Source organism: Chitinophaga costaii (assembly GCF_900094705.1).
Classification (GTDB): domain Bacteria; phylum Bacteroidota; class Bacteroidia; order Chitinophagales; family Chitinophagaceae; genus Chitinophaga; species Chitinophaga costaii.
On record NZ_FMAR01000006.1, the window covers coordinates 1 to 20,568 of the forward strand.

At 48.4% G+C, this 20,568-nt stretch carries 13 protein-coding genes and 1 tRNA gene; 8 read left to right on the plus strand and 6 right to left on the minus strand.

Annotated features, from left to right (window positions below):
- Positions 1 to 275 precede the first annotated feature (275 nt).
- The 4 genes from GA0116948_RS10225 to GA0116948_RS10240 all read right to left on the minus strand — a co-directional run bounded on the left by GA0116948_RS10225 (position 276) and on the right by GA0116948_RS10240 (position 3,180).
- Positions 276 to 701 carry a DUF433 domain-containing protein gene (locus GA0116948_RS10225; protein ID WP_089711786.1) on the minus strand — a complete coding sequence of 142 codons (426 nt, stop codon included), beginning with the start codon at positions 699 to 701 and terminating at the stop codon, positions 276 to 278.
- 197 nt (positions 702 to 898) lie between these two features.
- Positions 899 to 2,440 carry an RHS repeat-associated core domain-containing protein gene (locus GA0116948_RS10230; RefSeq protein WP_123891703.1) on the minus strand — a complete coding sequence of 514 codons (1,542 nt, stop codon included), beginning with the start codon at positions 2,438 to 2,440 and terminating at the stop codon, positions 899 to 901.
- Between the two features lie 21 nt (positions 2,441 to 2,461).
- Positions 2,462 to 2,953, minus strand: coding sequence for a hypothetical protein (locus GA0116948_RS10235; protein ID WP_089711790.1), 492 nt, complete (start codon positions 2,951 to 2,953; stop codon positions 2,462 to 2,464).
- A 138-nt stretch (positions 2,954 to 3,091) separates the two neighbouring features.
- A tRNA-Ser gene (locus GA0116948_RS10240) sits at positions 3,092 to 3,180 on the minus strand.
- Positions 3,181 to 3,448: 268 nt separating this feature from the next.
- Here GA0116948_RS10240 and GA0116948_RS10245 point away from each other — a divergent pair.
- The 5 genes from GA0116948_RS10245 to GA0116948_RS10265 all read left to right on the plus strand — a co-directional run bounded on the left by GA0116948_RS10245 (position 3,449) and on the right by GA0116948_RS10265 (position 10,565).
- Entirely contained in the window at positions 3,449 to 4,510 is a 1,062-nt protein-coding gene (locus GA0116948_RS10245; RefSeq protein WP_089711792.1) for a fatty acid desaturase family protein, read from the plus strand.
- A gap of 181 nt (positions 4,511 to 4,691) precedes the next feature.
- Positions 4,692 to 5,954, plus strand: a complete 1,263-nt coding sequence (gene fabF, locus GA0116948_RS10250; protein WP_089712124.1) for a beta-ketoacyl-ACP synthase II — start codon at positions 4,692 to 4,694, stop codon at positions 5,952 to 5,954.
- A gap of 256 nt (positions 5,955 to 6,210) precedes the next feature.
- On the plus strand, positions 6,211 to 9,081 hold the full coding sequence (gene uvrA / locus GA0116948_RS10255) for an excinuclease ABC subunit UvrA (RefSeq protein WP_089711794.1): 2,871 nt from the start codon (positions 6,211 to 6,213) through the stop codon (positions 9,079 to 9,081).
- 76 nt (positions 9,082 to 9,157) lie between these two features.
- Positions 9,158 to 9,643 carry a DUF6452 family protein gene (locus GA0116948_RS10260; RefSeq protein ID WP_089711796.1) on the plus strand — a complete coding sequence of 162 codons (486 nt, stop codon included), beginning with the start codon at positions 9,158 to 9,160 and terminating at the stop codon, positions 9,641 to 9,643.
- A complete protein-coding gene (locus GA0116948_RS10265; protein ID WP_123891704.1) occupies positions 9,615 to 10,565 on the plus strand; it encodes a DUF6048 family protein in 951 nt (316 codons plus the stop codon). Before GA0116948_RS10260 ends, GA0116948_RS10265 begins: the two co-directional genes overlap by 29 nt.
- A 51-nt stretch (positions 10,566 to 10,616) precedes the next feature.
- Here the strand turns inward: GA0116948_RS10265 and GA0116948_RS10270 are convergent, their stop codons facing one another.
- Together GA0116948_RS10270 and GA0116948_RS10275 are read right to left on the minus strand one after the other, a co-directional pair.
- Entirely contained in the window at positions 10,617 to 11,060 is a 444-nt protein-coding gene (locus tag GA0116948_RS10270) for a GNAT family N-acetyltransferase (RefSeq protein ID WP_089711800.1), read from the minus strand.
- Positions 11,061 to 11,144: 84 nt separating this feature from the next.
- Entirely contained in the window at positions 11,145 to 12,494 is a 1,350-nt protein-coding gene (locus GA0116948_RS10275) for a M20/M25/M40 family metallo-hydrolase (RefSeq protein WP_089711802.1), read from the minus strand.
- A 240-nt stretch (positions 12,495 to 12,734) separates the two neighbouring features.
- Here GA0116948_RS10275 and GA0116948_RS10280 point away from each other — a divergent pair, with 240 nt between their 5' ends.
- The 3 genes from GA0116948_RS10280 to GA0116948_RS10290 all read left to right on the plus strand — a co-directional run bounded on the left by GA0116948_RS10280 (position 12,735) and on the right by GA0116948_RS10290 (position 20,522).
- Entirely contained in the window at positions 12,735 to 14,228 is a 1,494-nt protein-coding gene (locus tag GA0116948_RS10280; RefSeq protein WP_089711804.1) for an ATP-binding cassette domain-containing protein, read from the plus strand.
- Positions 14,229 to 14,378: 150 nt separating this feature from the next.
- Positions 14,379 to 19,967 (plus strand): alpha-2-macroglobulin family protein, encoded by a 5,589-nt coding sequence (locus tag GA0116948_RS10285; protein WP_089711805.1) that lies wholly within the window; start codon positions 14,379 to 14,381, stop codon positions 19,965 to 19,967.
- Positions 19,968 to 20,171: 204 nt separating this feature from the next.
- Positions 20,172 to 20,522 (plus strand): VOC family protein, encoded by a 351-nt coding sequence (locus GA0116948_RS10290; protein ID WP_089711807.1) that lies wholly within the window; start codon positions 20,172 to 20,174, stop codon positions 20,520 to 20,522.
- The last annotated feature ends 46 nt before the right edge of the window (positions 20,523 to 20,568 follow it).

Below are 20,568 nucleotides of genomic sequence, written 5' to 3' on the forward strand. Positions count from 1 at the left end.
CTGAAAAGCTTCTGCGTTGTTTTGCCATAGTACCCTAAATTTAAGTGACTAAATTGATTTAATAATTTAGTCCAGCCATTTAGGGGGTCAATACATCTTCTGCCAATAATTTAGTCTATTACGCATAATACCGTTTTATGCATCTACACATTAACAAAGTGGTAATTTTATTTTAACAAAGAATCCTCATGGCTAACCGCATCATCCAAATACTCATAATCGATTGTTGATAAATGGATTTTAATAACCTAATCCTTTCACCACTAATTATACTATTATAGATCTGCATCAATAATCTTCGCGTGTACTTCTTCAGCAATTACCCATCCCATGATACCAAACTCATCTTCATCCGCCTCCTCTAAAGAGGACAAAATGATAGTTTGGTCATCTTTTGAAATAAATATTCCATCCTTCTCCCAAAAATCATCTTTTATTGATTTCCATCCATCGGCAACACTTCTCAGTATACAGCCGTTACAATATTTATCAGTTTTATTTGTCATTTCCTTACATCTTCTCGCCTCACAATATTCCACAGCCGACTTAAGCTCCTCAATCTTAAGATCAAAATCACTTAGAAATGTATTAATACTAACTGATATTTTTGCATTAAAAATGGCATCCAAAACGGTTAATCTCCTGTTAACGATAACAGGCTGACCAAATCCTCTATTATTATTACGCTCAATAAATTTCACTACAAATTATTTTTTTTGTGATGGATTCGCCAAAGAAATAATATTTCCGGGAGTAGCTATAGCTGGATTTTCTTTTACAGCATTATCTACACCTCTCATTAAAGGAGCGATTACCGAAAAATTTTCCTGTTGAGTCTTAGTGACCTTGATGGCGGTAACCCCTTGTTTTCTAAAATCCTTAATATTATTTGTAAGGACTATAGAATTATTTTTTTTGCATACGCAATAATATCTTCATCAGATGTGCTTTTGGGCAAACTCTTGACATTAAATCCGTCTTTTTCAAGGTCTTTAACAATACTTGGAGAAAGATTTTCATCGACTATAACTTCACGCCCCAGAAGCCGGCTTTCATTAACAGCAATCTCCGGCTCGGAATGAGGTAACGATGTGTAACGACCTCTCCATTGAATACTATTTACATTACCAATTGCCCTATTAGAAATTTCAGCAGTTAATCCTATGGCAGTCCGGCCGAGCATTTCCGTCCAAAAATCACGTTGACTCTGCTCCTCTGAAACTAAATTCTCTGGATGAGGATTTACGATAAACTCATTTAGACTCTTTATTGAATAATATGTCTCAAATATATTACCTCCTTTATTCGCACCAGCGCTAAAAAAATAATGATTGCCATTATATTCTACTCTATAATATTGGGGTATCTTCTCAAACCACTGAAGAAATCCGTAATGAGTTGGGCCAGATGATACAAATGTAAGTTGGGTATGACCGCCCTTTTTCATTGTAAGTCGATAATCTAGCCGTTCCAGGCCATCCAAATCTATCCCGTCTATTGGACCATTACTTGCAAATTGATAAGGAGTAAGCTGTGGATATTGCGCAGTTATGGGATCTACACTTAAAAAGCGCCCGAGCCTTGGATCGTAAATCCTTGCCCCATAGTCTTGTTGATTACCATCGCCTTTAACCTCGTTGTCATCCTCTTTCCCATTAAATCCATACCGATATTCATTGTTTAAACTATATACTCGCCCCGGTAGTAAAGAGACAAACGGATAATAATCAGTGGAATTTACAACATCAACATTATAGAACACTACTACACCATCACCATTATCCAATCCCACTTTTTTATCACTCACGGTAGCCACTACATTTCCAAGATGATTGGAAAGTTCATATACCTTTTCACCCCGCTTATGGCTTACCATATAAGCAAACCCCATTCCTCCCGATAAATAAGTAATCTCAGTAACCGGATCTGGATAAGCATTTTGAAGCATATGCTCCACCATTTCCTTGTCAGGCAATATCAAGACACTTATCTTACGCTCAATATCCTGCTGCCGAGACTTTAGACTCTCCGCTGCTAATAGCAATTGCCTCCTGTTTTCTAGCAGGTAAGCTTGAATATACAAACTGGTATCTTGCCGATGAAGCAAGACTTTTGTTTGGCGTAACGCTTCCTGCACATGCTGGCTTTGCAGTTCCAGCCAACCTCTATATAGCAGAAATACATCATCTTTCGATTTTAACAAAGATGCATGTTTCCCCGGTTTCAATGGCATACTATCTACAACATGGTCCTGCCCGTCATAAACAAGCATTTTTAAAGAATCTTGTCTACACAACACGATCTTAGCAATAAGACCCAACGGAGATGTAGCATAACAAATAGTTGTATCAGGCTTACTCAGCATTTTTCCAGCCAGGGACTTACGAAGCAGAAATCCATCATTCCTCAATAATGATGAAGGAGATGGGCTGTTAAACAAACATAATTTTAGATATTGCTTTTAAAAAAGATTTTCTATGGCCATTAACTGTTGCAATGTGCTTTGTGCAGAATGAACAGAAACAGAATTGTAAACGATCCGGCGATTGTAACTTGTATCCTTTAAAGCCAGTTTACCTAGCTTCCTGTATTCCGTCACTGCTTCATCCAGATACACCTCATTTTCAAGGCATAATTCCTTGTAAAAACTAAAAGGATCAATAGTGTTAGACGCTATTTTAGTATATTCTGTCTCCTGTAATTTGGCAGAATCATAAGCGGCTCCATAACAAGTAAACCAGAAAAGCCTCCTATTCGTATTATCCAGCACCGCTATGTTCACATACATATTAGATGCTGGCTTCCTGCCAAATATCACTAAGTCTGACTGCCCATTTGCAGCTTGCCTTAGGAGCGGCGCAATACGCGGATCGGTTTTAACATCAATTTGCCCTCGCACACCTTGCGGAACAAACAAGCATAACCAAACAATAAAAAGGGATAACCATTTCATGATACAGGGAGTATTTCAGGATTTATACACGGGTTAAAATCTGCAAGTATGATCACTTGCATCCACAACATACAATAAAATTTCGAACACAAAAAAGCCTTCAAATTTAAAGACTTGAAGGCTTAATTTTAAAGCTTGCGGTGAGAGAGGGATTCGAACCCTCGGTACAGTTTGACCCGTACGACGGTTTAGCAAACCGTTCCTTTCGGCCACTCAGGCATCTCACCGAAAATTCCCGTGAAGGGAGCGCAAAAATAGGAAATATTTACAAACCGCAAAATAATTGATGCTTTTTCTCCCCTAGGAAAATTTGTAAAAACATTAACAGGGCCCAAAGCCACGCCCCTGCACACTATTTGCCTTTCGCCAATTTATTGCCCGCCATACGGTTTTTTATCCCATATAAAGGATTTATCTTGAACGCGTACTGAAGCTTAGCAAACTACTTACTATTTCCGGAGGTCCGGTAAATTGTCACCACTGTAATTTATTTTCATGAAATCATTCACCCACACCACCGATCCGGTGTACAATTCCGCTGTCTTACCATCTGCAATGGACAAGCTTTTGTTGAAACTTATTCGCGATCCACGCGACCTTCCTTTTGTGTACCTAAGCATCCGTATAACCTTTACCCTATGGCCTTTGGCCATCATTATGTTCATTCCGGGCATGAACAATGGTATGTGGTGGACCGCCGCCATTGCCTATCAGTTCTTTAATAACTTTGTTTTCAAAGGCCCCTTTGGCCTTATGTTGCACTGCACCAGCCACCGGGTATTCTTCAAAAAAGAATACAGTTTCCTCAATCACTACCTCCCTTGGGTACTGGGTCCGCTGTTTGGACAAACGCCGGAAACCTATTACACTCATCATATAGGCATGCACCATCCGGAAAACAATATGCCGGAAGATGAAAGCAGCACCATGGACTATCAGCGCGATTCTCTCCGCAGTTTTTCCCGCTACCTGGGCAGCTTCGTAGTAGCTGGCGTGTACGATCTGGCCCGCTACTTCCTGCGCAAACAGCGTAACAAACTTTTTTCCCGCCTGGTAAGGGGAGAGCTTATTTTCTACGCCGTATGCATAGGCCTTTGCTTCGTCAACTGGCCTGCTACCCTTTGCGTGTTCATTCTGCCTTTCCTGATCTCCCGCGTTGTTATGATGTTGGGCAATTGGGCCCAGCATGCCTTCATCAATCCCGCTACGCCAGAAAATCCTTACACGAACAGTATTACCTGCATCAATACAAAGTATAACCATAAGTGCTGGAACGACGGCTACCATATCAGCCACCATATTAAACCTTCCATGCATTGGACAGAACACCCGGTGTACTTTAAGAAAACCCTTCAGGAATACATAGACAACGACGCTATCATATTTGATGGCATCCACTTCCTCCATGTTTTTGCATGGCTCATGCGCAAACGTTACGACCTGCTGGCCCGCCATTTTGTGAACCTTAACAACCGGTTTGAGAGTGACGAAGCGGTAATCATTTTTCTACGGGAACGTACCCGCAAAATTCCAGAAGCCCTGCCGGTGGCCGTTTAACGCCCACCTACCTGGCACTGGCGCCCGTTCTTTGTGTTTAGCTGCGGCCCGACACAAAGAACGGGCGCCTCTTTTTTCTATATCCCAGCAGAAGATATATGGTATTATCATTATGAATATGCATAATGATAAGATAAAGTGTAAATTTGCGGCTCAAACTTTTTTTAAAGGATCAAATAATATGCGAACTGTTACACTGAGAAGAGTAGTGATCACCGGACTAGGGGCACTAACACCGATCGGGAATGATGTAAATACTTTCTGGAACAACCTGAAGGCAGGCAAAGGAGGAGCCGGCCCAATCACAAAATTCGACCCTACGGAATTTAAAACCAAATTCGCTTGCGAGCTGAAAGATTTCGATATTGAAAAATTTGTCGAAAAAAAGGAAGCCCGCAAGATGGACCAGTTCACTCAATACGCCATGGTGGCCGCTTCCGAAGCAGTGGAAGACGCCCGCCTCACCGAAGCAGGTATAGATAAGACCAAGATCGGTGTGATTTGGGCCTCCGGCAACGGTGGTATGCAAACTTTTGAAGAGCAAATCATTGAATTCCAGAACAATAATTTTGTCCCGAAATTCTCCCCTTTCTTTATTATTAAGTTGATCTCCGACATCGCTGCCGGCCAGATTGCGCTGAAGTACGGTTTCATGGGCATTAACTTCTGTACCGTATCTGCCTGCGCATCCTCCAGCAGTGCCCTGGTAGACGCTTTTAACTATATCCGTTTGGGCAAGGCCAAGGCCATCATTGCCGGCGGCTCTGAGGCCCCCATTACCCGCGCCGGCATTGCCGGTTTCAACGCGATCAAAGCCCTCTCTACCCGCAACGAAGATCCTTCCACGGCCTCCCGTCCTTATGATGCCAACCGGGAAGGTTTTGTAATGGGCGAAGGCGCTGGCGCAATCGTACTGGAAGATTACGACCATGCCATTGCCCGCGGTGCCAAAATTTACGGCGAAATGGTAGGCGGTGCTATGACTGCCGATGCCTATCACCTCACCGCTACCCACCCTGAAGGCCTGGGTGCGCGCTTGGGTATGCAGGAAGCCATTGAGGATGCAGACCTTACCCTGGCAGACGTAGACTATATTAATGCCCACTCCACCTCCACCCCGGTAGGAGACATCAGCGAATTAAAAGCCATCTCCAGCCTTTTTGGCGAGCTGGCCCCCAAAATAAATATCAGCGCCACCAAGTCTATGACCGGGCACCTGCTTGGTGCCGCCGGCGCCATCGAAGCCATTGCCTGCATCAAAGCCACGCAGGATAATATCATCCCACCCACCATCAACACCCAGGTGATTGCCGATGATATTCCGCAACACCTGAACCTCACCCTGGGCACCGCCCAGCAACGCGAGGTAAACGTGGCCATGAGCAACACTTTCGGCTTTGGCGGGCATAATGCCATCGTTGTGTTTAAAAAGTACAAAGGATAATAAAATAGCAGCATAAAAAAGGCCCGGCTACCTTCATACGGTATCCGGGTTTTTTATATCGCCTATTCACTATAACCCATCTCTCTACCGGGTGTAAAAAAGATTTTTCCCCTATAATACCCGAAAAACACCCGGCGCATCTAGCAAGGTGGGCGTTATGTAAAGCGCCATTGACCGGATGCCCACATCACACGCTCAATCCCCCGAAAAATCGTTACTTTCGATACTCACATTTCGACTATCGATTTTCAAGAGAATGGCAAAACAAAACAAGCAACGGAACCCAGTTCCCGCCGCTATCCAGGAGGAGCAGATTGAGATTATTGGCGCACGCGAGCATAACCTGAAAAACCTGGATTTGCAGTTGCCCAAAAATAAGCTGGTGGTCATCACTGGCATCAGCGGCAGCGGCAAGTCGTCCCTCGCCTTCGACACCATTTATGCAGAAGGCCAGCGTCGCTATATGGAAAGTTTTTCCGCCTACGCCCGCCAGTTTATTGGCGATATGGAAAGGCCGGATGTAGATAAAATTACCGGCCTCAGTCCTGTAATTTCCATAGAACAAAAGACGACCAACAAAAACCCGCGCTCCACAGTAGGCACCATTACAGAGATCTACGATTTCATGCGCCTGCTTTACGCCCGCATTGGCGAAGCTTACTCCTACAACACCGGCAAGCGCATGACCCGTTTTTCTGAAGAGGAAATCATCGCACACATTTTTAAAAACTACGCGAAGAAAAAATTGGTCGTCCTGGCCCCCCTCATCCGTGGTCGTAAAGGACATTACCGTGAACTATTTGAGCAACTGCGCAAACAGGGCTACCTCAAAGTACGGGTAGATGGCGAAATCCTCGACATGAAGGAGCGCATGCAGGTAGACCGTTATAAGATACACGATATTGAGCTAGTGGTAGACCGCATCCAGGTAGCGGAAGATGCGCGGGTACGTATTACCCAGAGCGTTCAGAAAGCGCTCACCTTGGGCAAGGGCCTGCTATTTGTGTTAGACAACGATACCAACAAACTGAGCCAGTACAGCAAACAATTAATGTGCGAAGACACCGGCATTTCCTACGAAGAGCCGTCGCCCAATACGTTTTCCTTTAACTCGCCCTACGGGGCTTGCCCGCGCTGCAAAGGACTGGGTACCATTTACCAGATCAATATGGACGCCATCCTGCCAGACAAAACCCTGTCTATTAACGATGGCGCCCTGGCCCCACTAGGAGAGGCCCGCGACACCTTTACGTTTAAACAAGTGGCCGCCCTGGCGCGCAAATATAAATTTTCCCTCACGGCCCCCGTCGAAAAATTGTCTGACAAGGCCATGAACCTGCTACTGTTTGGCGATGAAAACGGATCGCCAGATATGGAAATTGCGTTTGAAGAAAATGAGCCAGCCACCACCTACGCCACCGATTACGAAGGGGTGGTAAACATGGTGCGCCGCTATTTTAGCGATACGTCTTCCGAACAGGTACGCTCCTGGGCCGAAAGCTTTATGCGGCTGGATACCTGCCCGGTGTGTAATGGCTCCCGCTTGCGCAAAGAGAGTCTTTACTTTAAAATAGATGGCAAACATATTTCCGAAGTGAGCAACCTGAACCTGGACAAACTGGCCGCCTGGTTCAAAGATTTGGAGCTGCGCCTCAGCAAACAGCAAAACCTCATTGCCAAAGATATTCTCAAAGAAATCCGTGAACGTACCGGCTTCCTGCTGAATGTAGGCCTGGCCTACCTTACCCTGAACCGGCCCACCCGCTCCCTGAGCGGCGGCGAAAGCCAGCGCATCCGCCTGGCCACCCAGATTGGTTCTCAACTAATGGGCATCACCTACATCCTGGACGAACCTAGCATAGGCCTGCATCAACGCGATAATATGCAACTGATTGCCGCCCTCCGCAATCTTAAAGAAATGGGCAATACGGTAATTGTAGTGGAGCATGACAAAGACATTATGCTGCATGCAGATCACCTGGTAGATATTGGACCTGGCGCCGGCATACACGGCGGCTCCATCATTGGCCAGGGTACGCCAGCCGAAATTCAATTGCTGGATACGCCCACCGCTGGATACCTGAACGGCAAACGCTCCGGCATAGTGCCAGACACCCGCCGAAAAGGCAATGGCAACTTCCTGGAAATAAAAGGGGCCTCCGGCAATAACCTGAAAAACGTACACCTGAAGCTGCCCCTGGGTACCTTCATTTGCGTGACCGGCGTATCGGGCAGTGGAAAATCAACCCTGATCAATGAAACGCTGTACCCTATTCTTTCCCAGCACTGCTACGATTCCAAAACGCCGCCCATGCCCTACAAAAGCGTGAAAGGCCTGGAACATATAGATAAGGTAATAGAAATAGACCAGTCGCCCATTGGGCGCACACCCCGCAGTAACCCGGCTACCTACTGCGGTTTTTTCACAGACATCCGCACCCTGTTTGCCTCCGTACCCGAAGCCAAGATCCGTGGATATAACGCAGGCCGTTTTTCCTTCAATGTGAAAAGTGGCCGCTGCGATGTGTGTGAAGGAGGCGGCATGCGCGTGATTGAAATGAATTTTTTGCCAGACGTGTATGTACATTGCGAAAAATGCAATGGCCGTCGCTATAACCGAGAAACACTGGAAATCCGCTATAAAGGCAAATCTATTTCCGATGTGCTGGACATGACGGTAGACGAGGCGGTAGACTTTTTCCAGCCTGTGCCCTACATTTACCGCAAGGTAAAAACCCTGCAAGACGTAGGCCTGGGTTATATCACACTCGGCCAGAGTGCCGTAACCCTTAGCGGCGGCGAGGCCCAGCGCGTAAAGCTGGCCACCGAACTGTCTAAAAAGGATACCGGCAAAACCATCTACATCCTCGACGAGCCTACCACCGGTTTGCATTTCCAGGACATACAATTGCTGCTGGACGTTCTCCATAAACTAGTGGAACGCGGTAACACCGTTCTGGTAATAGAACATAATCTCGACGTGATCAAAATGGCCGACTACCTGGTGGACCTGGGTCCCGAAGGCGGCGACGGCGGCGGCACCATCCTTTGCACCGGCACCCCGGAAGTGGTGGCCGAATGCCCGGGAAGCCATACCGCCATTTTTCTGAAGAAAGAGTTGAATTAAAATCATAGGTTTGCCGGGCAAATCGACCCGTAAAGGAGCCTGGCTCTTTTACGGGTTGTGCTTAATAGTTATACCCATGCGCTTTATAAAATTTATACAATCATACTGGTATGTATTGCTATTGCCGCTGTTGTTCCTGGCCTGTGAAGACCAGACGAAAGTGTGCGATCAGACGCTGCGCAGCGACTTCAAAATGAACTTCCGCCACGATATAGACAGCACCGATTCGCAGATAGATACCGCCCTTCCCAAGTGTACCATTTATGCACTGGGTAAAGACAGCATTTACCGTAAAACCCGTGATGTTACCTACGCCACCCTCACCCTGGACCCGCTGCACGATACCTCCGCGTTTTATGTGCAGGCAGACTCCACCTCCAAAGCAGATACGCTCACCCTTATCTATACCCGTAGCCCACACTTTGTTTCTGCCGGCTGCGGCTTTACCACCTTCTTCGGACTGACGTCGGTAACCTGCACACATCACTCAGTAGATTCTTTACGTCTTTTACAACCTCAGATCACAACGACCAATGATACGCACGTTACGTTATACTTTTAGCATGCTCCTCTGCCTGCTGACGACCGTAGGCGTGCAAGCACAGATAAATAAATCGCAGTATAAGCCGCCGGTAAGCCTGGACTCCAGCAAGCGCAAACAACAACTGCTGACCCACGACAGCCTTCCAGTAACGGATACGGCTATACGTAAATTACCTGCAGATACGGCCCCCCGCACCGCGATACGCGATACCACCCACCACGGCGCCGCCGCCCGCGATACCGTGCACAACAAAAAACCAGTACTCACTGCAGCAGACAGTATGGTGATGGTACCCGCAGGCCTCCGCATTGGCCTGGACATTAGCCGCTTTGTAGTGAAGTTTTTCCAACCCTATCGTACCGACATTAACATTGCCGCCGACATCCGCTGGAAGCCAGACCTTTACCTGGCCATGGAAGCAGGCTTTAACAATACCTCCCACAGCGATAGTAATTATACCTATAAAGGCAGGGGAGAATTTATTTCCATTGGTGTAGATAAAAACTTTCTGAAACGAAATAACCCCTTAGAAAAGCATATGTTTTATGGTGGGGCGCGGTATGGCTTTGCCCATATGAGTTATGAAATTCCCACCTACACGATCTACAGCAACTATTGGAGCGCCAATGGCGATAACATTAAAGGCAGCTATCCCCGCACCAGCGCAAACGTACACTGGATAGAACTTTTGCTGGGCTTTAAAGCAGAGATCCTGCAAAACTTTTTTATGGGCTGGAGCATCCATGAGCGCATCATGATTAACGATGTAGCTGGCAGCGCCTTTCCTCCGCTGGTGATACCCGGTTACGGTACCGGCAATAAAAAATCTCAATTTGATATGCAGTACACAATATCGTATGTGATACCGCTGTACAAAATTGCCGTTCCAAAATTTCCGAAGAAAAAAGCGGATAAGAAAAAACAAATCCCCCGACGATAACCTTGCGCGCCACATCTACCGCCCGGGCGCTTTAGTGTAAAAACCTTGGCGCTATTCCCTCACCATTTCAATATGGGGAATGCCATCTTCCAGGTACATTTCGCTGCTTTGCACAAAGCCCAGCGACTGATAAAATTTTGTCAGATACTGCTGCGCACCGATCTTGATCGGCACCTTGCCAAAACGCTCTTCCACTACCCGGATAGACGCTTCCATGAGCTTGCGCCCTGCGCCCGTACCCCGCACGCTGGAAGCTGTTACCACGCGCCCTATGCTGGCCTTGTCCGGATATTTGACATGGGGGGCAAACAAGCGCGTATAAGCCACCAGGTCGCCTTCCAGCGTACCCATGAGGTGCAGTGCCTGCTGGTCGGCATAGTCCATGTCCTGGTAAGGGCAGTGTTGCTCCACCACAAATACCGCCGCGCGCAGGTGCAGGATGTGATACAACGCTGCCGCCGTCAATTCATCAAAAGATTTTACCGTCCAGTTCATCCTTGTTCATTTTTGGAAAGCCGAATGTACTGAAAAGCCCCGGGCACACATGCCCGGGGCTTTATTTTTTCAAACGCATCATATTTAGCGGCCCACTTCCGGAAACACGGCCAGGCTTTCCTGGCCACCTTCCCCCACCGCCTGCACGGCAAAGTAATAGTTGTCTTTAGAGTAAGGCAGGCGCATGTTGGTTTGCGTAGTATAGAATTTCTTTTGCCACACCGGGCTGGATGTTTCCCGCATCAGCAGGTAATATCCTTTTGCCTTCCCGTATTTGGGTGCGGACCAGCTAAGGCTGCTGAAATTAGTGAGTTCTTTCACATCTATCTTCACATCCTCCGGCGCTGCGGGCGCGCTGGCAAGGTTGGCCAGTACGGCGAGGTTCATAGCGGCATTCTTGCGCAGGTATTCATAATCCACGTACTCCGGCAGGTCGCCGTAAACAATCCCGTTTTCCGTGCGCAGGTCCTGGTGCTGGCGTTGAAAGTTCTCGTTCATTTCAGTTATTCGCACCGCCGTAAATCCCTGCTGCTGAAAGGGCGAATGGTCGCCCCCGCGCAGGAAACGGTCTGCCCGGTATTCCAGCTTTACTTCCAGTTGATCTACATAACGCTCGCTGGTTTCTTTGATGTAACGGGCCAGTTGCCTGCTTTTGCTATCGTTTTCCATACCATAGCTTCTGATACGCTTTATCAACGCCTCATCTGCCGTGGCGGGAATACCTTCACTGAATACCCGCACTTTAGTATTATCGCTGAGCAGGGTTTGGCTGGATGTGCTTTGGCCAATGATATCATTGTTCAGCATAGCATCTATCTGCCAGTGCTCCTCCTTTGCTTTTTTGGCCATGAAGGTAGCACCCAGCAGGCCCTGCTCCTCGCCACTAACCGTTACAAATATAATGGTGGCGGGAAAAGACTGCTGGCTCATTACTCGCACCAGTTCTATTACGGCGGCAGTTCCGCTGCCATCGTCGTTAGCACCGGGAGCAGTGTGTACCCGGTCCATCACATTGGTCACCCGGCTGTCCAAGTGCCCGCTAATCACGTAAATGCGGGGATCATGCGGATCGGTGCCTTTAAGGGTGGCCACTACATTGCCCAGGCTAATGGAAGTATCCACGCGCTTGCCATCGGCAGCATAGGTGGTGGTATCCAGTTTCACCGTAAGACGGCCTTTGGACGGACCTGCGAAAGATTCCATTTTATGCAGCACCCAGTTGCGGGCAGCGCCAATGCCCCTCCGGGTGTCTGTAATGGTGCTGATAGTACTGCGGGTATCAAACTTTACCAGTTGCAGGATGTAGCTATGTAAGCTGTCTGCATTTACCTGCGACACCATTTGCGCAATCACGGGGTCTCGTTGTACCAGCGTTTGCGCACTACCCAGGAGTGAGCAGGCCAGCAAGCCGGGTAGCATCCATTGCTTCCTCATAAGCTATATAGGTTTTGATTGGGTATAAAAGTAATAGGCAGCCCCACTTCTACCAAATTTTAGGGATGGGAGGAAACAGCTGTTGAACAGCGGATTTTAGCCTGCGGCAAATGCGCCACCAGTGCGGCACAACACCCCTTTCCCAGGGTTTGATGAGTGGAACCTGCGTTCAAAAAAAAAGTACGGCTTCCCGGCCCAGTCCCTATTTTTACACCGGCAGTTTGATAAAAATATAATCGTATGATCCATCCTTTTCTGACGCTTGAACATATAACGGTTCGCCATCTCGACAATACCCTTTTCCACGACCTCTCTTGGCAGGTGGAAAAAGGCCAGCATTGGGCCATCATGGGTAGCAGCGGCGCTGGCAAGTCTGCCCTGCTAAACACTATTGCGGGCAGGTTCAATGTCATTAACGGTACCATCCGCTATCACTTCTACGACGACTTCATAGCCACCCATCCTCAAGAGGATCCCTATTTCAATTACCGCCGCCTACTGGCCACCGTAAGCCATCATCACCAGTTTAAAAATCTTTCCCATACCTCCGACTTTTACTATCAGCAGCGGTTCAATAGCTCCGATGCGCAGGACGCTCCCACGGTACAGACCTATCTGTTTGGCGACGCCCCCGTAGACGCCGCCACCATGGAATGGCTCACTCCCCTGCGTATTCCATCCCTGCTACACAAGGAGCTGATCAAATTATCTAATGGCGAAACCCGCCGTACTATGATTGCTTACGCCCTGCTACAAAAACCCCGGCTGCTTATGCTGGATAATCCTTTCATTGGGCTGGACGTGCAGGCCCGCAAGGATTTCCAGGAAATGATTAACCATATTATTGGCCTGGGTACCACCGTATTCCTGGTAACCAGCCCCCAGGAAATACCAGACATGATCACCCACGTACTTACCCTGGACGATGGAAAAGTAGCTGGTACGTATACACGCAGCGAATACCTGGCCATGCCCCATCCCACCAATAATAGCGCCGCCCTGCCCTCATTCGACAAAGACCTCGTATTGCAACTTACTGCACACGCCCCCCGCGAGCACTTTCACACCATTGTGGACATGAAGGATGTACATGTTACCTATGGTGAAGCGCAGATCCTGCAAAACATTAACTGGACAATTTTGCCCAATGACAAATGGGCTTTACTAGGCCCCAATGGCGCGGGCAAGTCTACCTTGCTCAGTCTTATTAATGCAGACAACCCCCAGTCCTACGCCAACAACATTTCCCTCTTCGACCGCCAGCGAGGCAGCGGGGAAAGCATCTGGGACATTAAGCGCCGTATTGGCTTTGTGTCGCCGGAACTGCATCAGTATTTTACGTCCCAGGCCCACTGCCTACAGATCGTAGCCTCCGGCTTTCACGACACCATTGGCGCACTGCGGGGCAACACGCCAGAACAACTCGATATAGCAATGGGATGGATGAAAGTGCTGGACATTGATCAATATGCCAACCAGCCATTCAAACAGGTGCCGGAAAGCATTCAGCGCATTGCCCTGCTGGCCCGTGCGCTCGTGAAAAACCCACCCCTGCTGATTTTTGATGAACCCTTCCAGGGCCTCGATGCCAAACAGAAAGAACACTTCAAACAAGTAATTGCATCCCTCTGCGACGTACTGCCGGTAACGCTGATCTTTGTTACCCATTACCTCGAAGAATTGCCTGCCAGTGTAGATAAATTCCTGCGATTGGATAAAGGCCACCAGGTATAAATCAGGCACCCACTATCAAAAGATAGGTGGGGTGCCTTACAATAATAGTTTCCTTTTCTCCATCAGTTAATTACATAGATTTACGATCAAACTTGCCATTTTCCACTTAACTTTATCCGCAATCATTTTTATTAAAAACCTCCATAGCTTATGCGTTCACCCAAAAGGCCACTCATCCTGGCCCTACTTGTACTAATAGCATTCGTAACCGTTTCCCAAAGTTGTAAACGGCCACGAAAAACCATCAATCCTGAATTTGCCAAATATGTGGAAGCCTATACTACTGGCGTTATTTCCAAACAAAGTACGGTGCGCATCCAACTGGCCGACGGCGTGAACGTTTCGCATACCAATAATGAGCCGGTAGATAGATCCCTCTTCGATTTTTCACCCAACATAAAAGGCAAGGCATATTGGGTAGATGCTACCACCATCGAATTTCGCCCCGACGAAAACCTGCAACCAGGCAAGGATTACGACGTGTCTTTTAACTTGGGCAAAGTAGCCGAGGTACCCTCCGCACTGAAAACATTCGACTTCAGTTTCCGTGTCATCAAACCCGCCTTCTCTATTAACCTAAATGGATTGAAGGCTGCCGACAATAACTCGCTCGAAAAAATGACCTTCTCCGGCCAGATCTTTACGGCAGATGTGGAAGACCCTCAAAAAATTGAACAACTCCTTAAAATAAATTATCCGGGCTCCATGTCCGCCATTACCTGGCAGCACAACCCCGCAGCGCGTCTTTCCACCTTTACCATCAGCAACATACAGCGTGGCAGCAGCGCCCAACCCCTGGGCCTCCATTGGGACGGCAAGCCGTTGAACATAGAAACCCACGACCAGAAAGCCGTGGAAGTGCCGGCCATTGGCGATTTCAAGATACTCGACGTACGCGCCGAAAGCGAGCCGGAACAGCACCTGTTGGTACAATTTTCCGACCCCCTTAGCATGTCGCAAAGCCTCGAAGGCATGATCAGCATTAGCAACGCTACAGACCTGCGTTACACCATCAACGGCAGTGAGGTAAGCGTATACGCTGCCGAACGCCTGGAAGGCAATTACACCGTTAACATTGCCGAAGGCATTCTCAATATTTCTGATAAAAAACTGGCCGCCCCCTGGTCTGCCAACGTGAACTTCGAAAACACCCTGCCCAGCGTTACCATACCCGGCAAAGGCGTAATCCTGCCACAAAGCAGCAAACTGGTAATGCCCTTTGAAGCTGTGAACCTAAAAGCAGTGGATGTTACCATCATCAAGATCTATGAAAACAATATTCCCCAATACCTCCAGCGCAATACGCTAGACGGTGCAGAAGATCTCCGCCGCGTAGCCCGGCCCATCGTGGAAAAAACCGTGAACCTGGATACCGACAAGTCTTTGAACCTGCACAAGAAAAACCGCTTTTACCTGGACCTGGAAAAGATACTGCAAACCGAACCCGGTGCCATTTACCGCGTGACCATCGGTTTCCGCAAGTCTTACGCCCTCACCAGCTGCACGGCCGCCGACTCTATTACCCGGAAAAACAGTAATAACGATGACGAAGACGACTACGAAGATTACGACTACTACGGAGAAAAATTAGATGAAGACGATGGCTTCTGGCGCCGCTACGATAGCTATTATCCTTACGGTTATAAATGGCGGGATAAAGACGATCCCTGCACCAACTCCTATTACAACAAAGACCGCTGGGCGTCGCGAAATATCATCGCGTCCAACATTGGCCTGATCGCCAAACGCGGAAACGACAATAGTATGCTCGTAGCCGTAACCGACATCCGCGATACCAAACCACTGATTGGGGTGGAACTGGAACTGCTGGACTACCAAAACCAGGTGATCTTTAAAACCAAAAGCGATGGAGACGGCCTGGCTACCTTCGACCTTAAACGTACGCCCTACCTGCTCATTGCCAAAAAAGACAGTGAACGTGGCTACCTGAAATTAGACGATGGCAGCTCCCTGCCCCTGAGCCGTTTTGATGTAAAGGGCGCAGAAATACAAAGCGGCATCAAAGGATTTTTATATGGAGAACGGGGCGTATGGCGGCCCGGCGATTCGCTTTTCCTCACCTTTGTACTGGAAGACAAAGACAAGAAACTGCCCGAAAATCATCCTGTAACGTTAGAACTGTATACCCCGCAGGGCCAGTTGTACAAACGCATTAGTCAACATAATTCGCTCAACGGCTTTTACAATTTCTCTACCGCTACCGGTGCCGACGATCCTACCGGCAACTGGACGGCAAAGGTGCAGGTAGGCGGAGCCACTTTCACCAAAAACCTGAAAATAGAAACCGTAAAGCCTAACCGCTTAAAAATAAATTTAAACTTCGGCGCTCAGAACGTACTGACCAAAGTAAATGGCGGTACCACCGGTACCCTCAACGCGCAATGGCTGTTTGGCGCTACCGCGCAAAACCTGAAAGCTAAGGTAGACGTGGCCCTCAGCGCACAAAATACCCACTTTGAAAAATGGGATGGTTACAAATTCGACGACCCTGTGGCCAAATTTGAAACGGAAAACAAAACCATTTTTGAAGGTCCCCTGAATGATGGGGGCAGCGCCACCATAAAAGCAGATTTTCCCCTAGGCAACGTAGCCCCGGGTATGCTGAAGGCCAATTTTGAAGTGAAAGTATTTGAACCCGGCGGAGATTTCAGCATCGATCATTTCTCCCTGCCTTATCATCCGTTCTCCTCTTACGCAGGCATCAAGCTACCTGAAGGCGAGCGCACCACCGGCATGCTACTCACCGATCAGCCGCATCCTGTCAGCATCGTGAATGTAGACGACAATGGCAACCTCATTGCTGGCAATCACAATGTGGAAGTAACCCTTTACCGGCTGCACTGGCGCTGGTGGTGGGATGATACGGAAAATGATTTTAGCAACTTCACCACCGACAGCTACAACCAGTTGCTGGAAAAGCAAACCATTGCGCTCAACAATGGCAAAGGCACCTATAATTTAATGGTTAAAAGTCCTAACTGGGGTCGTTTCCTGGTAAGGGTGAAAGACCTGGAAAGTGGCCATATTACCGGCCAGTCTGTATACATCGATTACCCCGGCTGGGCAGAACGTGTGCAGCAGGAAAACCCGGCAGAGGCTTCCATGCTGGTATTCACCTCCGACAAAACCACCTACAAAGTGGGCGACCCCATCACCCTCACTATCCCAAGTAGCAAAGGTGGCCGCGCCCTGGTGAGCATAGAGTCTGGCAGTAAGGTGATTAAAACTACGTGGGTGAATACAGACGATAAGGAAACCATCTACAAATTCAACGCGGAAAGTGGTATGGCGCCCAATATTTACGTGAATGTAAGCTTGCTGCAACCGCATGCCCAAACCGTGAACGACCTGCCCATCCGCATGTACGGCACCATACCTATTAATATTGAAGATCCTAATACCGTTCTAAAGCCGCAAATCGCCATGCCAGCCACTTTACGGCCGGAAGACAATGCCACCATCAAGGTATCGGAAGCCACCGGTAAGGCCATGACCTACACCGTGGCCGTGGTAGATGAAGGCCTGCTGGACCTTACCCGCTTCCAAACGCCAGACCCCCACGGCGTGTTCTACGCCCGGGAAGCCCTCGGCGTTAAAACCTGGGATATTTTTGATTACGTGATCGGCGCATGGGGCGGCGACCTGGAACGCATACTCAGCATAGGCGGCGACGAAGGCCTGAACCGCAACGCCAGCGCTGCCAAAGCCAACCGCTTTAAACCCGTGGTGAAATACCTGGGCCCCTTCTACCTCAAAAGTGGGCAAACGGCTACTCATTCCTTTAAATTACCGCCTTACATCGGTTCTGTAAAAGTGATGGTAGTAGCAGGCCAGGATGGCGCTTACGGCTCCGCCGAAAAAACAGCAGCGGTGAAAAAACCACTCATGCTACTCACCTCAGCCCCCCGCGTACTGGGTCCGGGCGAAAGCATTCAACTGCCCGTCACTGTATTCGGACTGGAAAAAAATATTCATAACGCCAGTGTTACCCTGGCTACCAGCCCCCTGCTGGAAGTTATTGGCGAGCACACTAAAACCGTAACCTTCCCACAACCGGGTGAACAGGTGGTGTATTTCGAAGTGAAGGTGAAAGCCCAAACCGGCCTGGCCAAATTCAAGGTGACCGCCAGCAGCAACGCAGAACAGGCCAACGAAGAGGTAGCACTGAATGTGCGCAATCCAAATCCGGTGATGACCAACATCCTGGAAAATAACCTGCAGCCGCATGCCGCCTGGAACACGGCTTTCAGCCCCATCGGCATGGCGGGTACCAATAAGGGTGTGCTGGAAGTATCTACCATCCCTTCGCTAAACCTGGGCAAACGACTAAACTATCTCATTGAATATCCTTACGGCTGCGTGGAGCAAACTACCTCCGCCGTATTTCCGCAACTATCGCTCCCTCAATTGATGGAAGTGAAGGAATCGCAGAAAGCGGAAATAGATCGCAATATCAAGGCCGGCATAACCCGCCTCAAAGGCTTCCAAACCAGTGACGGCGGCCTGAGTTACTGGCCAGGCTATGCTAACTCAGACGAGTGGGGCACCAACTATGCCGGCAACTTCCTGCTGGAAGCGCAGGATAAAGGTTATACTCTTCCCCCCGGCATGCTGGACCAATGGAAGAAGTACCAACGCAATAAAGCCGTAACCTGGGCGCCTAATAGTTACAATTTCTACGGTGGCGATCTGGTACAGGCCTACCGCCTTTACCTGCTGGCGATGGCAAAAGCGCCAGAACTAGGCGCTATGAACCGTTTGAAGGAATTTAAATACCTCTCTGTTCCCGCGAAGTGGAAACTAGCCGCCGCCTACAAACTGGCCGGCCAGTCTGAAGCCGCAAACAGCCTGGTGGCAGGCCTGGGCATAGACGTGAAACCCTACACACAAATGGGCGGCACCTTTGGCTCCGATGTGCGGGATAAAGCCATGATATTGGAAACACTCACGTTAATGGGTAAACGTAGCCAGGCCGCTGGCCTGGTCACGCAGATCGCCGCATCGCTCTCCCAGGATTATTGGTACAGTACCCAAACCACGGCCTATGCATTGATCGCCATTGCTAAATATTGCGGTACCAACAGCGGAGGCAGCAATATGAATTTCAGTTACACGCTAAACGGCGTAAAAGGCAGTGTAAACAGTAAAAACACCTACATATCGCAGATACCTGTAACCTTCAACGGTGCCAGCGGCAACGTAAGCATGCAGAACAACGGTGCCAACCTGCTCTACGCCCGCCTCATTCTCCAGGGCCAGCCCGAGGCAGGCCAGGAACCCGTGATCCCAGACAAACCAGATATCCTGCAACTCAATGTGCGCTACAGCACCCGAGACGGTCGCCCACTGGACCCCACCACACTGAAGCAGGGTACAGATTTCATGGCTACAGTAACCGTGAGGAACCCCGGCAAAAGAGGCTATTACGAGCAAATGGCGCTAGCACAGGTATTCCCCTCCGGTTGGGAAATCCTGAACACCCGTCTACTGGAAAACGATAGCGCCTTCCACAACTCCCCCTCTACTTATATGGACATCCGGGATGATCGTGTGTACACCTTCTTTAACATTGAAGAAAACAAAACGCATACGTACAATGTACTCCTCAACGCATCTTACCTGGGCCGATATTACCTGCCCGCCACCAGTTGCGAAGCGATGTACGACAATAGCATCCACGCCTACGCCCCCGGCAAATGGGTGGAAGTAACGAAATAAAAAATCATCTTATAAAAATGGCTGGCAAAAACGTTTTTGCCAGCCATTTTTATTTAAATTCCATATAGTTCCTTGGCCAACATTTAAAAATGAGTAGCAAACACTTCATACCGGCAAAAATGTTTTCTTAAAAACAGCCACTCATTTAATACCAATACCGGCAACTCCTAATAAAAACACTTCATTCACGCTAAAAAAATTGTTATGAAATTCCTTTCTCTTGAACCGTTTATTCCATCCGGAAGTGATTTTAACAAGTCTGCCGAGTTATTCCAGGAACTAGGATTTGAAATATTATGGAATGCAGGCGGCTACATCAGCTTCGCAAAAGACAACTGCAAATTTATCTTGCAACAATTCGACAACAAATCTTTTGCAGAAAACCTGATGGTCAGTGTAAGCGTAGACAGCATAACAGCATTTTATGAAATGGTTTTATCCAAACAACTAGACGAGAAATTTGGCATACGGGTAGGCCCCCCTACGCAGCAGCCTTATGGCAAAGAAGTGAACCTGATAGACCTTGCAGGCGTATGCTGGCATTTTGTGGAATAAACAGATTGCCGGCAAACTATTAATGGCCAAGACATTACATTGCCTT

Coding starts and splice junctions, on each gene's coding strand:
- GA0116948_RS10235 (WP_089711790.1), bottom strand. CDS start 2,953: ATGAAATGGTTATCCCTTTTTATTGTTTGGTTATGCTTGTTTGTTCCG.
- GA0116948_RS10245 (WP_089711792.1), top strand. CDS start 3,449: ATGAAATCATTCACCCACACCACCGATCCGGTGTACAATTCCGCTGTC.
- fabF (WP_089712124.1), top strand. CDS start 4,692: ATGCGAACTGTTACACTGAGAAGAGTAGTGATCACCGGACTAGGGGCA.
- uvrA (WP_089711794.1), top strand. CDS start 6,211: ATGGCAAAACAAAACAAGCAACGGAACCCAGTTCCCGCCGCTATCCAG.
- GA0116948_RS10260 (WP_089711796.1), top strand. CDS start 9,158: ATGCGCTTTATAAAATTTATACAATCATACTGGTATGTATTGCTATTG.
- GA0116948_RS10265 (WP_123891704.1), top strand. CDS start 9,615: ATGATACGCACGTTACGTTATACTTTTAGCATGCTCCTCTGCCTGCTG.
- GA0116948_RS10270 (WP_089711800.1), bottom strand. CDS start 11,060: ATGAACTGGACGGTAAAATCTTTTGATGAATTGACGGCGGCAGCGTTG.
- GA0116948_RS10275 (WP_089711802.1), bottom strand. CDS start 12,494: ATGAGGAAGCAATGGATGCTACCCGGCTTGCTGGCCTGCTCACTCCTG.
- GA0116948_RS10280 (WP_089711804.1), top strand. CDS start 12,735: ATGATCCATCCTTTTCTGACGCTTGAACATATAACGGTTCGCCATCTC.
- GA0116948_RS10285 (WP_089711805.1), top strand. CDS start 14,379: ATGCGTTCACCCAAAAGGCCACTCATCCTGGCCCTACTTGTACTAATA.
- GA0116948_RS10290 (WP_089711807.1), top strand. CDS start 20,172: ATGAAATTCCTTTCTCTTGAACCGTTTATTCCATCCGGAAGTGATTTT.